This is a genomic window from Luteococcus sp. H101 (assembly GCF_038433155.1).
GTDB lineage: Bacteria > Actinomycetota > Actinomycetes > Propionibacteriales > Propionibacteriaceae > Luteococcus.
This window is the reverse complement of sequence record NZ_JBCDMW010000029.1, coordinates 1-12883: the sequence shown is the minus strand read 5'-3', so window position 1 is coordinate 12883 and position 12883 is coordinate 1. Positions and strand designations below refer to the sequence as shown.

At 70.9% G+C, this 12883-nt stretch carries 10 protein-coding genes; 6 read left to right on the top strand and 4 right to left on the bottom strand.

The features are described from left to right. The first annotated feature begins 36 nt into the window (after positions 1-36). Positions 37-933, top strand: coding sequence for a LysR family transcriptional regulator (locus AAEX60_RS12075; RefSeq protein WP_342103785.1), 897 nt, complete (start codon positions 37-39; stop codon positions 931-933). Positions 934-1040: 107 nt separating this feature from the next. On the opposite strand, the gene AAEX60_RS12070 is transcribed toward AAEX60_RS12075, so the two are convergent. Genes AAEX60_RS12070 through benA form a run of 4 tightly spaced genes read right to left on the bottom strand, consistent with a single transcriptional unit; the run spans position 1041 to position 8493 of the window. Then, on the bottom strand, positions 1041-3743 hold the full coding sequence (locus AAEX60_RS12070; RefSeq protein ID WP_342103784.1) for a helix-turn-helix transcriptional regulator: 2703 nt from the start codon (positions 3741-3743) through the stop codon (positions 1041-1043). 45 nt (positions 3744-3788) lie between these two features. Further along, positions 3789-6578, bottom strand: coding sequence for a benzoate 1,2-dioxygenase electron transfer component BenC (gene benC / locus AAEX60_RS12065; RefSeq protein WP_342103783.1), 2790 nt, complete (start codon positions 6576-6578; stop codon positions 3789-3791). Between the two features lie 11 nt (positions 6579-6589). Next, a complete protein-coding gene (gene benB / locus AAEX60_RS12060) occupies positions 6590-7090 on the bottom strand; it encodes a benzoate 1,2-dioxygenase small subunit (protein ID WP_342103781.1) in 501 nt (166 codons plus the stop codon). 2 nt (positions 7091-7092) lie between these two features. Continuing rightward, positions 7093-8493: a benzoate 1,2-dioxygenase large subunit gene (benA, locus tag AAEX60_RS12055; RefSeq protein ID WP_342103779.1), complete on the bottom strand. Its 1401-nt coding sequence runs from the start codon at positions 8491-8493 to the stop codon at positions 7093-7095. 245 nt (positions 8494-8738) lie between these two features. Here benA and AAEX60_RS12050 point away from each other — a divergent pair, with 245 nt between their 5' ends. The 5 genes from AAEX60_RS12050 (at position 8739) to AAEX60_RS12030 (ending at position 12746) form a co-directional block, all read left to right on the top strand. After that, positions 8739-9647, top strand: coding sequence for a LysR substrate-binding domain-containing protein (locus AAEX60_RS12050; RefSeq protein ID WP_342103776.1), 909 nt, complete (start codon positions 8739-8741; stop codon positions 9645-9647). Next, positions 9644-10750 (top strand): mandelate racemase/muconate lactonizing enzyme family protein, encoded by a 1107-nt coding sequence (locus AAEX60_RS12045; RefSeq protein WP_342103775.1) that lies wholly within the window; start codon positions 9644-9646, stop codon positions 10748-10750. Before AAEX60_RS12050 ends, AAEX60_RS12045 begins: the two co-directional genes overlap by 4 nt. 63 nt (positions 10751-10813) lie before the next feature. After that, positions 10814-11683 (top strand): catechol 1,2-dioxygenase, encoded by an 870-nt coding sequence (catA, locus tag AAEX60_RS12040; RefSeq protein ID WP_342103773.1) that lies wholly within the window; start codon positions 10814-10816, stop codon positions 11681-11683. Further along, the gene (catC, locus tag AAEX60_RS12035; protein WP_342103771.1) at positions 11683-11964 is read left to right on the top strand and encodes a muconolactone Delta-isomerase; all 282 of its coding nucleotides are present in this window, start codon (positions 11683-11685) and stop codon (positions 11962-11964) included. The genes catA and catC overlap by 1 nt, the downstream gene beginning before the upstream one ends. Before the next feature lie 2 nt (positions 11965-11966). After that, positions 11967-12746: an alpha/beta fold hydrolase gene (locus AAEX60_RS12030; protein ID WP_342103769.1), complete on the top strand. Its 780-nt coding sequence runs from the start codon at positions 11967-11969 to the stop codon at positions 12744-12746. Positions 12747-12883: the final 137 nt, after the last annotated feature.

Below are 12883 nucleotides of genomic sequence, written 5' to 3'. Positions count from 1 at the left end.
GTATCAATATACTACCCAATTGATATCCTGCTGGGTATGGATCGTCTGCGACAGCTGGAATACTTCATCGTAGTGGCCGAGGAATGCCACTTTGGCCGGGCCGCCGAGCGGCTGCACATGGCCCAACCCCCACTCTCCCAGCAGATCAAGCGACTGGAACAGGAGGTGGGCACCGAGCTGTTCACCCGCACCACTCGACGGGTGGAGCTCACCGCCGCCGGATCCGACTACCTGGTGCGCGCGCGGGAGATCCTGGCCGCCGTCGAAGCCGCCGATGACCGGGCGCGCCGGGTGGCGCAGGGCATGGTGGGTCAGCTGGCGATCGGATGCGTCGGTTCGGTCACCTACAGCTTGCTGCCGGCCCTGTCCCGACGGCTGGGGCAGGAGCTGCCCGGGGTGGAGGTCTCCTTCCAGGGCGAGATGCTCAGCCGGGACCAGGCGGAGGCGCTGCGCGAGGGGAGCATCCAGCTGGCCGTGATGCGGCCCATCCACGACGACGCCGGCCTGGTCACCAGCACCCTGCGCCGGGACCGTCTGCTGGCGGCCGTCCCGGCCGACCACCCGCTGGCGGACCGGCCGGTCACCCACGTCGCGGAGCTGGCCGGCAGCGACCTCATCCTGCACTCCTCACCCCGCCGCTCCGCCATGAATGGCCTGGTCCAGCAGCTGTTCGCCGGCTGCGGCGTGACCCCTCGGGTGCGGCACGAGGTCGGCGAGACCTCGACGATGGTGACCCTGGTGGCCGGGGGTCTGGGGGTGGCGATCGTCCCCGAGCCGGTGAAGGCGCTGGCCCTGGACGGGGTGCGGTTCATCCCCTTGGGCGACGCCCAGGCCCGGCTGGAGCTGGTGGCGGCGCATCGGGCGGGGCCCCGGGAACCGCAGCTGGACCGGGCGCTGGCCATCCTGCGAGAACTGAGCGCGCCCGGCAACTGACGGCCCGGCGAGGCAGTCGCTGGTGCGCGAGAATCCCCCACGGGGCGGCGGCGAAGCGCGCTGAGGAAGCGGCGCGTCGTCGGGCGGCACGTGTCCGGCGACACGCGTCAGGAAACCGTGACGTCGGCGACGCCGCGCGCCGCCAACTCGCCCCGGGAGCGCACCCCGAGCTTCGCATAGACCCTGGTCAGGTGGTACTGCACCGTCTTGACCGAGACGAACAGCTCGCCGGCCACCTCCCGATTGGTGCGCCCGCTGGCCACCAGCTCCGCCACCGCCAGCTCCTGCGCGGTCAGGGACGGGGCCGCGGCCGGACGGCCGTCGCCGGGCATCTCGTCGTCGGTCGGGCCGTGACCCACCCACCCGCCCAGCGTGGCCAGCAGCCGATTGCCCAGGTCCGCTTCCTGCTCGGCCTCACTGCGTCGGCCGGAGCGACGCAGGGCGGCCGCCCAGCCCAGGTGGAGGCGGGCCCGGCACAGCGGCAGCGGCCGCCGCTGCAGTTCGGACAGCGAGGCGGCCTGCAGGGCCCGGGCCTTGTCCGCCTCTCCCCCGAGCAGCTCAAGCCGGGCCCGCAGACCCCCCAGCCGCGCCGACTGCACCGCGTGCCGCTGGCGGTGGGCACGCGCCTCGTGCGGGCGCAGGAAGTCATCGGCTTCGGCGCGTCGGCCCAGCGTGAGCAGCGCGTCGCCCCGCAGTTCCACCCACGGCCAGAAGCCCGGCGCGGAGACCCACCCGCGGGCCCAGGACTGCTCCAACGGGGTCAGGGCCTCCAACACGCCCTCGGGATTGCCCCGGGCGCGGGCCACCGAGGCCCGGGCCAGCGCGGCGGAGACCCGCATCACCTCGTAGTGGGAGGCATCGGCCACGCCGCCCCGAACGGCCCGATCCGCGGCCGCCCAGTCTCCCCGCAGGGCCGCCAGCTCGGCCAGGGTCCACTGCATCAACGGCACCAGCAGCGCCAGACCCCGCTCGCTGGCGCCGTCCAGACCCCGTCGGGCCACCTGCTCCGCCTCCTCCCAGCGCCCGGTCTCCAGGTGCAGGCGGGCCAGCCAGGCGCTGGCCCACAGTCCGATCCGGAAGGAGCCGCCCCAGCCGTCGGCGGCCACCGCGCGCTCCAGCTCGTCGCGAGCCAACAGGTGCTCACCGGCGGCCAGCTGCACCCAGCCCCGCGCCAGCAGGATCCGTTGGATGATGGTGCCCTCGGGCACCACCCGTTCCAGTTCGTCGAGGCGCCGCAGGGCGGGCTTGGGGCCCTTCACCGCCGCCAGGGCGACGCAGCCCACCGCCTCCGCCTCCTGGCTGGTGCCCGCCTCCCCCACGCCGTCGGGCGCCGGCTCGGCCGCCCGGCCTGCCCAGGTGATCACGTCCTCGGCGCGGCAGCGGGCCAGCGCATGCAGCACCTGGCGTTCGGCCACCAGCCGGGCCACCTGCGGTTCGCGCTGCTGGTTGCACAGCTCCCAGGCCCGCTCCAACCGGGTTCCGGCTGTGGTGGGCCGCCCACTGAGGCAGCCCACATAGCCCAGGCAGGCTTCGCGCAGCGCCGTCTCCCGGACCTGTTCCAAGCGCGCCATCCGGCCCTCCAGCTGGGTCAGGTCACCGGCCGCCACCAGGGAGTCGACGGCCTGCACCCAGCGGCGGCCCGCCACCACGTCCTCGGCCGAGGCCTGCGCGGCGAGCTCCCACAATTCGAAGCTGGCCAGCCATTCGCCGCGCACCGCGCGGGCCGTGGCCAGTTCCTCGGCCCGCGCGGCCAGCTGGTCGTCGGGTTGCGGCCGGGCCAGCCACCGGTGGCGCAGTCTGGCCCGCTCGTCGGGGTGGTGGCGGCTCGCCAACTCATGCAGCCGGGTCTGTTCCGGCAGCCCGACGCCATCCAGGACGCACTGCCGCTGGGCCGCGCTGGGCAGCCCCACCCAGCGGGCGTCGGGGCCGTGGATGTCCAGCAGCCCGGCCGCCGACAGCTCGCTCAGCGGGCCCAGCGGCGCCGGTTCCTGCACCATCCGGGCGGCCAGAGAGCTGTCCACCCGGTCCAGCGGGCGGGCCTCCTCCAGCACCGCGCATGCCGCCAGCAGGGCCCGGGCACGGTCATCGAGGCTGGTCAGGGCGGTGAGCATCCGGGCCCGCAGGGCACCGGAGACGGGTAGCCGCTCGGCCTGGGTGCCGCGCCGCGCCGCCAGTAGCCGGAGGGTCGCCACCACCTCCGACTCGTCGGCGCCGCAGTGGTCCAGCAGGCGTCGAACCAGCCCGGCACTGGCGGGCAAGCCCTCCTGCGCGGCGATCTCCGCGACGTCCTCGGGTGTGACGGGCCCGATCCGCAGCACCTGGTGCGCGGCCACCCGCAGCTCATCGTGCAACTGCCGCAGGGGGTTGTCGATCCGCGCCTCCCCCAGTTCCAGGACCACCAGGATCCGCCGCTCGGTGGCCTGGTGGACGGCGCTGGCCAGCACCTGCAGACTGGCGGCATCTGCGTGCTGCGCCTGCCGGACCAGCACGATGGCATCCCAGGCTTCCGCTGCGGCCACCGGGAGCGCGGCCAGCCAGCCGGCGGCGAGCGTGCCGGGGCTGTGATCCGGGCTGAGATCCTGGGTGGCCGACGGGCCGATCAGCGGCCGCAGCAGGGCCAGGGGGTCGGGCTGTTGCCAGGACAGGCCCACCAGTTCACGGCAGCCGGGCAAGGCGTCGCGCAGCAGGTCGGTGCGGGAGCCGGGCACCACGTCCACCACCACCAGGCGTGAGCCCTGGCCCGGCCGCGCGGCGTCGCGCAGCCGTTCCAGCACACGCTGCCGGCTCGGGAGGATCGTCGAGGGTCCCACCGGCTCACAGTAGCCTGCGGGACCCTCGACGACCAGCCCTTCGGGTCAGCCCAGGTCGCCGCCCGCAACCGGCAGCACCGAGCCGGTGATGTAGCTGGCCTCGGGCGAGGCCAGGAAGCAGATCGCCGCCGCCTGCTCGTCGAGGGTGCCGTAGCGCCCCATCAGCGAGTGCTCCAGGGTCTGGTCGATGTGCGCCTGGAACCAGGCCCGCTCCTGCTCCGTGCGGGCCTCGGGCGTGCCGCGGGAGATCCGTCGCGGCGGCGCCTCGGTGCCGCCGGGGGCCGTCCCGACCACGCGGATGCCGTCACCGGCGTACTCCAGGGCCAGCGACGCGGTGATCGCATTGATGCCGCCCTTGGCCGCCGAGTACGGGATCCGGTGGATGCCGCGGGTAGCCGCCGACGAGACGTTGACCACCACGCCGGACTGCTGGCGCTGCATCACGGGCAGGGCGGCCCGGCAGGCATACAGCGTCGTCATCAGGGAGCGGGTGATCTCCGCCTGGATCTCGTCGTCGGTGAACTCGGTGAAGGGCTTGAAGTTGATCGCGCCGCCCACATTGTTCACCAGCACGTCTAGCCGGCCGAAGCGCTCGAGCGCCTGCTCCACCATCTGGCGAGCACCGGCCCCCTGCTCCAGGTCACACTCGACGCCCACCACCTGGGCGCCCTGACCCTGCAGCTCGACGACGAGCTCCTGGACCAGCGGCGAGCGGTCGGCCAGCACTAGGCTGCCGCCCTCCGCGGCGATCCGGCGGGCCACCTGGGCCCCGATCCCCTGCGCGGAACCCGTGACCAGCACCACCTGGTTGGCGAACCGTCCCGGCGTGATGAAGCGCGGCTTGCTGCGGTCCCGGCTCTCGTTCATGGCCCGACGGGTGGTCTGCTTGGCCCGTTCCGCGTGCGCCACCAGCAGGGCCCGGGCGCCATCCCGGTCCCCCGCCTCGATCAGGTCCACCAGCTCGACGTGGTCGGCGGTGCACCGGGCGTCGATCCAGGTGGCATCGCGCAGCGCCTCGTTCATGTGCGCCTTCACGTCCAGCGCCTGGTGGGCCTGCAGCAGGTGCGCATTGCCGGTCAGGCCGAACAGGTAGTCGTGGAAGGCGCCATTGGCCTCGGTGAAGCCGGCCGGGTCCACCAGATTCTCCCCGTCGACGTGCTTGGCCGTCGCCTCCGCGAGCAGCCGGTAGCCGGAGATCTGCGTGGCATCCAGCCTGCCGATCGTCAGGTCCAGGGCACCCAGCTCCAGCGCCGCGCGGGCGTCGAACAGGGCGTCGGAGAACTGGACGTCGGGATGCTCCTCGCCAATCTGGTACCCGTCCTCGGCCACCATCTGCGGGTCACCGTCCGCCTGCGCACTGGCCACCAGCGGCTGCTGGTTGCCGACGGGGAAGGTCTGCTGCTTGGCGATGTTGCGCGCCTGTGGCACGAACAGCAGCTCACCGCCCGCCTCGACGGGTGCACCGCTGGCCGGGCTCCCGTCGGAGGCGAAGGCCTCCTGCTTGGCGATCCGGCGCAGGGTGGAGCCGTGGTCGGCCGCCGGGCCGGGCCGGGGCTCCAGCTCTGCCGGGGCAAAGACCTGCTGCTTGGCGACATTGCGGGCATCCGCCGCGAACAGCAGCACCTGGGCCTCGCCGCGGCCGGACTCCCCGGTGCGGGCCTCCCCGGCGCGGGGTGCCGCGGTCTGGGTCGCGACGGCCTGCGGCTCCGCGGCCAGCACCTCGGCATCCCGCGCCGCCTGGTCCTCGGCCTCCTCCAGGCCCTCGGCGGCCTGCTTGGCGGCCGCGGCGGGCACGGCCAGGGCGAACTTCTCGAAGTAGAAGCCGTCCGGTTCCACCCCGCGTTCGTCCAGGTCCTGGCGCACCGCCTCCACCATCGGCGGCGGGCCGCACAGGTAGATGGCCACCTCGCCGTCGTGCAGGTGCTCGGCGTCGATCAGGCTCATCACATAGCCCTTCTTCACCGCCCGCCCGTCGATCTGGTCGGAATCCGGGCGGGAGACGCAGAAGTCCCAGCTGAACTCGGGCAGCTCGGCGGCCACCCCCTCGATCTGGTCCAGCGCCACCACGTCGGCGTCGCCGCTGACCCCGTAGACCAGGTGCGTGGGCCGGGAGACCCCCTGGTCACGCAGCTGCCGCATGATGGACAGGATCGGCGCCAACCCGGTGCCGCCGGCCACCAGCAGCAGCGGCCGGTTGGTCTCGCGCAGGAAGAAGGAGCCGTGTGGGCCGTCCATCTCCAGCGTGTCCCCCACCGCGGCCCGCTCGGTCAGCCAGGTGGACATCACGCCGCCGGGGCTGACCCGCATCAGGAAGGTGAGCACGGGCTCGCCGGGTGCATTGCTGAAGGAGTAGGAACGCTTCTGGTCGGTTCCCGGCACGCCGATGTTGACGTACTGGCCGGGCAGGAAGACCAGCTCATCGCGTCGCTCCACCTCCACGGACAGCTGCACCGTGGTGGCCGAGAGGTGCTCGATCCCGGTGACGGTGCCCTTCCAGGTGGAGGCGCCAGCCTTGGCCATCTGCGAGGTCCCGGCAATCTGCAGCACCAGGTCACTCTTCGGCTTCATGCTGCACGGCAGCACGTAGCCCTTGGCGGCCTCGTCCGCGGTCAGGGCATCCTCAATGTAGGAGCCGCCGTCGTAGTCGCCCGACTCACACAGCGCCTTACAGGTGCCACAGGCGCCGTCGCGGCAGTCCAGCGGGATGTTGATCCGCTGGCGGTAGCTGGCGTCGGCCACCGTCTGGTCCTCCCGGACCTTGATGAAGCGGCTGACGCCGTCCTCGAAGGTCAACGCCACCTGGTGGGTGGGGACCTCATTCTCGGTGCTCGTCATGGCTCCCCCGCTCAGACGTGGTACACGTCGACCACATGGTGGATGTAGTCGTTCTTCAGCACCACCGTCTTGCGCCGGATCAGCGGACCGTCGCCGGAGAAGTCGATGGTGTAGAAGGACGTGCCGTAGTAGGGGTCGACGGTGTTGTAGCGGTAGTACATGGTGTGCCAGTTGAAGCGGACGTCCACCAGGTCACCGCGGCGCTCGATCACCTCCACATTGGCGATGTAGTGGTTGGTCCGGGGCTCCGGGATGGAGGTGGCCGACGAGCGTTCCGTGCGGATCCGGAAGACCCGGTCCTCCAGCCCGCCCTTGTTGGAGTAGTAGATCAGGCTCATCTCCCGCTGCGGGTCCTCGGTCAGCAGGTCCCGGTCATCCCAGGCCGGCATCCAGAAGACGACGTCGTCGGCATAGCATTCCAGCCACTTCTCGAACTCGCGGTCATCCAGGTGGCGGGCCTCCCGGTAGAGGAACTGCTCGATCTCGTGATGGGTGATGGTCTTCTCGCTCATGCTCAGGCCTCCTTGCCCGACGTGGTGCCACGCTTGTTCTGGTAGTCATGCACCGCGGCCTCGCGCTCCACGGCCTTGCGCATGGTCTGCAGCCAGTAGCCGTGCTGCACGGGGTAGAGCCCCTCGTCCTCGTTCTTCACGCCGGCGGAGATCACGCCGTCCATGCCCAGGCTGGTGGCCACCTCGTCGGGGCCGGTCAGCCAGTGTTCGGCACCGCGGCTCATGTCATTCCACGGGGCGGCACTGGCCTGGTAGGTGAGCTGGCAGCTGCGGAACTCCTCCAGGTCATCCGGGGTGGCCATGCCGGAGGCGTTGAAGAAGTCCTCGTACTGGCGGATTCGCCAAGCCCGGGCCTCGTCGCTCTCCCCCTTGGGCGCGATGCAGTAGATGGTGACCTCGGTCTTGTCCGGGGCGATCGGCCGGAAGTGGCGGATCTGGGTGCTGAACTGGTCCATCAGGTAGACATTCGGGTACAGGCACAGGTTGCGGGAGCCCTTGACCATGAACTCGCCCTTGGCCTCGCCGAACTCCTGTTTGAGCTGCTCCATCCGGTCCCACAGCGGCCGGTCGGCGGGATTGCCCGCCCAGGTCCACAGGCACAGGTGGCCGTTCGGGTAGCTCCAGTAGCCGCCGCCGGACTTGCCCCACTGGCCGGCGTCCAGGGTCTTGGTGTCATTGGCGCTCTCGCCGGTGCCGCGACGCGAGGTGGTGGCGGCATAGTTCCAGTGGGTGGCAGTGACGTGGTAACCGTCGGCGCCGTTCTCGGCCTGCACCTTCCAGTTGCCGTCGTAGGTGTAGGTCGACGAGCCGCGCAGCACCTCCAGGCCCTCCGGGGACTGGTCGACGAGCATGTCGATCACCTTGGTGGCATCGCCCAGGTGCTCCGCCAGCGAGGGGACGTCGGGATTCAGGCTGCCGAACAGGAATCCGCGGTAGTTCTCGAAGCGGGCCACCTTGGTCATGTCGTGCGAACCGTCGGTGTCGAAGTTCGACGGGTAGCCGGCGCCGTCGGGGTCCTTGACTTTGAGCAGGGTGCCGTCATTGCGGAAGGTCCAGCCGTGGAAGGGGCAGGTCAGGGTCTTGCGGTTGTCCGTCTTACGACGGCAGATCATGGCGCCGCGGTGGGCGCAGGCATTGATCAGACAGTGCATCCCACCCGCATTATCCCGGGTGATCACCACCGGCTGCCGGCCGATGTAGGTGGTGAGGTAGTCACCGGGCTCGGGCAGTTGGCTCTCGTGGGCCAGGTAGATCCAGTTGCCCTCGAAGATGTGCTTCATCTCCAGCTCGAAGATCTCCTCGTCGGTGAAGATCGCGCGGTTGGCCCGGTACAGGCCAGCGGCCGGATCCTCCACCAGGGCGGTGTCCAGGGTCTTGGTGATACGTGCCAGCGTGTCGCTCATCGTCTTCCTCCACAGCATTGGGGGGTCATGGTCGGCAAGTCCACCACGGCTCATGGGGGTGGTCACACCGGCAAATGCCTAGGGGGACCCCAGTCCACTTTGATACTTTTGAGTTATGAATAGCTCTCAAATTGATCCTTGTGTCAATGGATCATCGGGCCCTAGCGTGGACCCCAGGTCGACCCAGCGGCACCGACGCCGCACCGCTATCCAGCAGGCGACCGACAGCCACAGGAGGTGACCCCATGGAGTTGCGACAGCTGCAGTACTTCGACGCCGTGGCGGGAACCTGCCACTTCGGCCGGGCCGCTGAGCGGCTGCACCTGGCCCAGCCGGCCCTGAGCCAGTCGATCCGTCGGCTCGAGTCGGAGCTCGGCGTGGCCCTGTTCACCCGCACCACCCGGCAGGTGTGCCTGACCGCCGCCGGGGAGAGCTTCCACTCCGACGTCCGACGGCTGCTGGCCGACCTTGACCGCAGCGTGGAGCGCGCCCGCAACATCTCCGAGGGCAGCCAGGGCCTGCTGCGGATCGGGTTCACCGGCACCAGCGCCTACAGCCAGCTCCCCCTGGTGGCGCGGATGGTGCGCGCCGCCCTGCCCGAGGTCACCCTGGACGTGCACGCCGACATGCTGACCCCCCGCCAGCTGCAGGCGCTGCTGGACGGCCGGCTGGACCTGGGCGTCCTGCGGGGCCCGGTCTCGGAGCCGAACATCCTGACCCGCAGCATCGCCCAGGAGCGGCTGCTGCTGGCGCTGCCGCATGACCACCGGCTGGTGCCCGAGCCCGCATTGGGCATGGCGGACCTGCGGGCCGAGCCCTTCATCACCTACTCGGCGGAGATGTCCACCGTCAACGAGGCCGTGCTGGCCAGTTGCCGTCGGGCGGACTTCGCCCCCCGCGTCGCCCACCGCGCCCCCGGCACGGCGGCCCTGCTGGCCCTGGTCTCGGCCGGGCTGGGGATCGCGCTGGTCCCCGATTCGGCGCGGGCCATCCAACCCCGCGGCGTCGTGATCCGGGAGCTGCCGGACACGGCGAGCGTCGACCTGTCGTTGGCGGTGCGGGCCGACGACCCCTCGCCGCTGCTGGCCCGGGCCCTGGATGCCCTGGAGTCCCTGCGGGCCGAGGCGCACCCGAGAGTCAAGGAGGACGCATGACCACCATCACCGCCATCGAGGCGATTCCCTATGCCATCCCCTACCGCAAGCCGCTGAAGTTCGCCTCCGGTGAGGTGCACGCGGCCGAGCACGTCCTGGTCCGGGTGCACACCAGCGACGGCGTCGTCGGCACCGCCGACGCGGTGCCCCGCCCCTTCACCTATGGCGAGACCCAGGACGGCGTCGTGGCCGTCATCACCAAGATCTTCGCCCCGGCGCTGGTGGGCATGGAGCTGACCGCGCGGGAGCAGATGGCCGCCGTGATGGAGCGCACCGTCGGCAACCCGGCCGCGAAGTCGTCCATCGACATGGCGGTCTGGGATGCCCTGGGCCGCACCCTGCAGACGTCGGTGACCGACCTGCTGGGCGGCTACAGCGACCGGATGCGGGTGAGCCACATGCTCGGCTTCGACGATCCCGCCAAGATGGTCGACGAGGCACAGCGGATGCGTGACCAGTACGGCATCACCACCTTCAAGGTGAAGGTGGGCCGCCATCCCGTCGAGCTGGACGTCGCCGTCGTGCAGGCGCTGCGGGAGCACTTCGGCGACACCGCCACCCTCTACGTCGACGGCAACCGCGGCTGGAGCGCCGCCGAGTCCGCCCGGGCCTGGCGCCAGATGGCCGGCCTGGACCTGGCGTTCGCCGAGGAGCTCAACCCGGCCGACGACGTGCTGGGCCGGCGCTGGCTGGTCTCCCAGATCGAGGTGCCCTACATCGCCGACGAGTCGGCCACCACGCCGGCGGAGGTGACCCGCGAGCTGCTGGGCGGATCGGCCACCGCCATCTCCATCAAGACCGCCCGCACCGGTTTCACCACCAGCCAGCGCACCCTGCACCTGGCCGAGGGGCTGGGCGTCGAGGTGGTGATGGGCAACCAGATCGACACCCAGCTGGGCAGCCTGTGCACCGTCGTCTTCGGTGCCGCCCACCGGCTCACCAGCCGTCATGCCGGTGAGCTCTCCAACTTCCTGGACATGAGCGACGACCTGCTCACCGAGCCGCTCGTCATCCAGGACGGGGAACTGTCCGTGCGTCCCGGGCCCGGCCTCGGCGTCGAGATCGACGCCGACAAGCTGCGCCACTACCGCACGGACGGCTGACCCCACCCCCCAAGATCGCTCCGCCACGACCGTTGGCGGGTGCACAACCGAAAGGACACCGCAATGTCGCAGTACCTGGAAGAAGAGAGCAAGGGCACCGCTGCCCAGGCCGGTGCCGGCGCCACCGCGAACTTCGAGCGCGACAAGGCCGCCGCCTTCGACGCCGTGAAGGACACCCCCAAGGAGCGCGTCGACATGCTCGCCAAGCGCATCCTCGGCGAGATCGAGAAGACCATCCGCGAAGAGGACGTCACCTACGACGAGTACAACGCCCTGAAGGCATGGCTGATCCAGGTGGGTCTGGACGGCGAGTGGCCGCTCTTCCTGGACGTCTGGGTGGAGCACATCGTCGAGGAGGTTGCCACCAAGGACCGCAAGGGCAGCAAGGGCACCATCGAGGGCCCCTACTACGTGCCCAACTCCCCCGTCTGCGCCGACGGCCAGATCCCGATGCGCGACGACGAGCCCGGCCAGAAGCTGCAGTGGACCGGCACCGTGCTGGACACCGACGGCAAGCCGATGGAGGGCGCCAAGATCGAGCTGTGGCACGCCGATGACCTGGGCTTCTACTCCCAGTTCGCCCCCGGCCAGCCCGAGTGGAACCTGCGCGGCACCTTCCCGGTGAACGCCGACGGCACCTTCACCATCAACACCATCCAGCCGTCGCCGTACCAGATCCCCACCGACGGCGCCTGCGGCAAGCTGATCGCCGCCGCGGGTTGGCACGCCTGGCGTCCGGCCCACCTGCACGTCAAGGTCTCCGCCCCCGGCCACCAGCTGCTCACCGCGCAGCTCTACTTCCCGGGCGACGAGCACAATGACGACGACATCGCCTCGGCCGTGAAGCCCGAGCTGATCCTGGACCCGAAGGACCAGGGCAATGGCACCTCCACCGTCGAGTACGGCTTCGTGCTGGACAAGGCTGATGCCTGATGCTCTACCTGGTGAAGATGGACGTCAACATCCCTCTCGACCTCGACCCGCAGCTGCGCGACGAGACCATCGCGAAGGAGAAGGCGTACTCGCAGCAGCTCCAGCGTGACGGGGAGTGGCCCGAGATCTGGCGGATTCCCGGCCAGTACTCGAACTACTCGGTCTTCGACGTCGCGTCGAATGACCGGCTGCACGAGATCCTGTGGGGGCTCCCGCTGTTCAAGTACATGGACATCGAGGTCACCCCGCTCGCCAAGCATCCGTCCGACATCAAGGAGTGACCATGGGCACGCCCCACCCCCAGATCCGCCTGACCCCGCTCGCCGGGGACGCCGAGCAGCCACTGCTGCTGCTCGGCCCCTCGATGGGCACCTCGGGTCGACGCCTGTGGGGCGGGGCGGCCCAGCTCCTGTCGGGGCACCACGTCGTGGCCTGGGATCTTCCCGGCCACGGCGGGGCCCCGGCCCATCATCATCCGCTCACCCTGCCGCAGCTGGCCGAGGCGGTGCTGACGGCCGTCGACGCCCAGCTGGGCGCCGGTCAGCAGTTCCACGTGGCGGGTGACTCGATTGGCGGGGCCGTGGCCCTGCTGCTGGCCCTGCACCACCCGGAGCGGGTGGCCACCTCGGCGGCGCTGTGCAGCGGCTCGGCCTTCGGCGGTCCCCAGGCCTGGCTGGAACGCGCCGCCCTGGTGCGACGCGAGGGGATCGGCCCGGTGCTGGCGGGGACCCCCGCCCGCTGGTTCGGTTCCCGGGCGGCAGCCTGGCCCGAGAATCGTCGCCAGGAGGCCCTGACGGACCTGGCGAATGTGGACGTGGAGAGCTACGCCCGGCTGTGCGAGGCCTTGGCCGACTACGACATCGCAGACCTCTTGCCCGGAATCACCCCGCCGGTGCTGTGCCTGGCCGGTGCGGATGACCCCGTGAGCCCGCCGGAGGCCATGCGTCGGCTGGCGCAGCGGGTGGGCCGGGGCAGCTTCCGGGTGCTGGAGGGCGTCGGGCACCTGGCGCCGTTGGAGGCCCCGCGGGAGACGGCGGCCGCCCTGCTGGATCACGTCGGCTGAGCGCCGCCACCCCGTTACCTTGCTGGTGACCCCGTAGGGCGGGGTTACGGTCGCCGGGCCCGGCATGACTCTGTGCCCCTGTCGTACGCATGATCCGGGGGGTGTTGTCACCGGGCCTGGTGGCGCCAGCCGACCGC

What these genes read in the sequence shown, in the direction of transcription:
- AAEX60_RS12045 (WP_342103775.1), top strand. Translation starts at nt 9,644, where the DNA reads ATGACCACCATCACCGCCATCGAGGCGATTCCCTATGCCATCCCCTAC.
- catC (WP_342103771.1), top strand. Translation starts at nt 11,683, where the DNA reads ATGCTCTACCTGGTGAAGATGGACGTCAACATCCCTCTCGACCTCGAC.
- AAEX60_RS12050 (WP_342103776.1), top strand. Translation starts at nt 8,739, where the DNA reads ATGGAGTTGCGACAGCTGCAGTACTTCGACGCCGTGGCGGGAACCTGC.
- benC (WP_342103783.1), bottom strand. Translation starts at nt 6,578, where the DNA reads ATGACGAGCACCGAGAATGAGGTCCCCACCCACCAGGTGGCGTTGACC.
- benB (WP_342103781.1), bottom strand. Translation starts at nt 7,090, where the DNA reads ATGAGCGAGAAGACCATCACCCATCACGAGATCGAGCAGTTCCTCTAC.
- benA (WP_342103779.1), bottom strand. Translation starts at nt 8,493, where the DNA reads ATGAGCGACACGCTGGCACGTATCACCAAGACCCTGGACACCGCCCTG.
- AAEX60_RS12075 (WP_342103785.1), top strand. Translation starts at nt 37, where the DNA reads ATGGATCGTCTGCGACAGCTGGAATACTTCATCGTAGTGGCCGAGGAA.
- AAEX60_RS12030 (WP_342103769.1), top strand. Translation starts at nt 11,967, where the DNA reads ATGGGCACGCCCCACCCCCAGATCCGCCTGACCCCGCTCGCCGGGGAC.
- catA (WP_342103773.1), top strand. Translation starts at nt 10,814, where the DNA reads ATGTCGCAGTACCTGGAAGAAGAGAGCAAGGGCACCGCTGCCCAGGCC.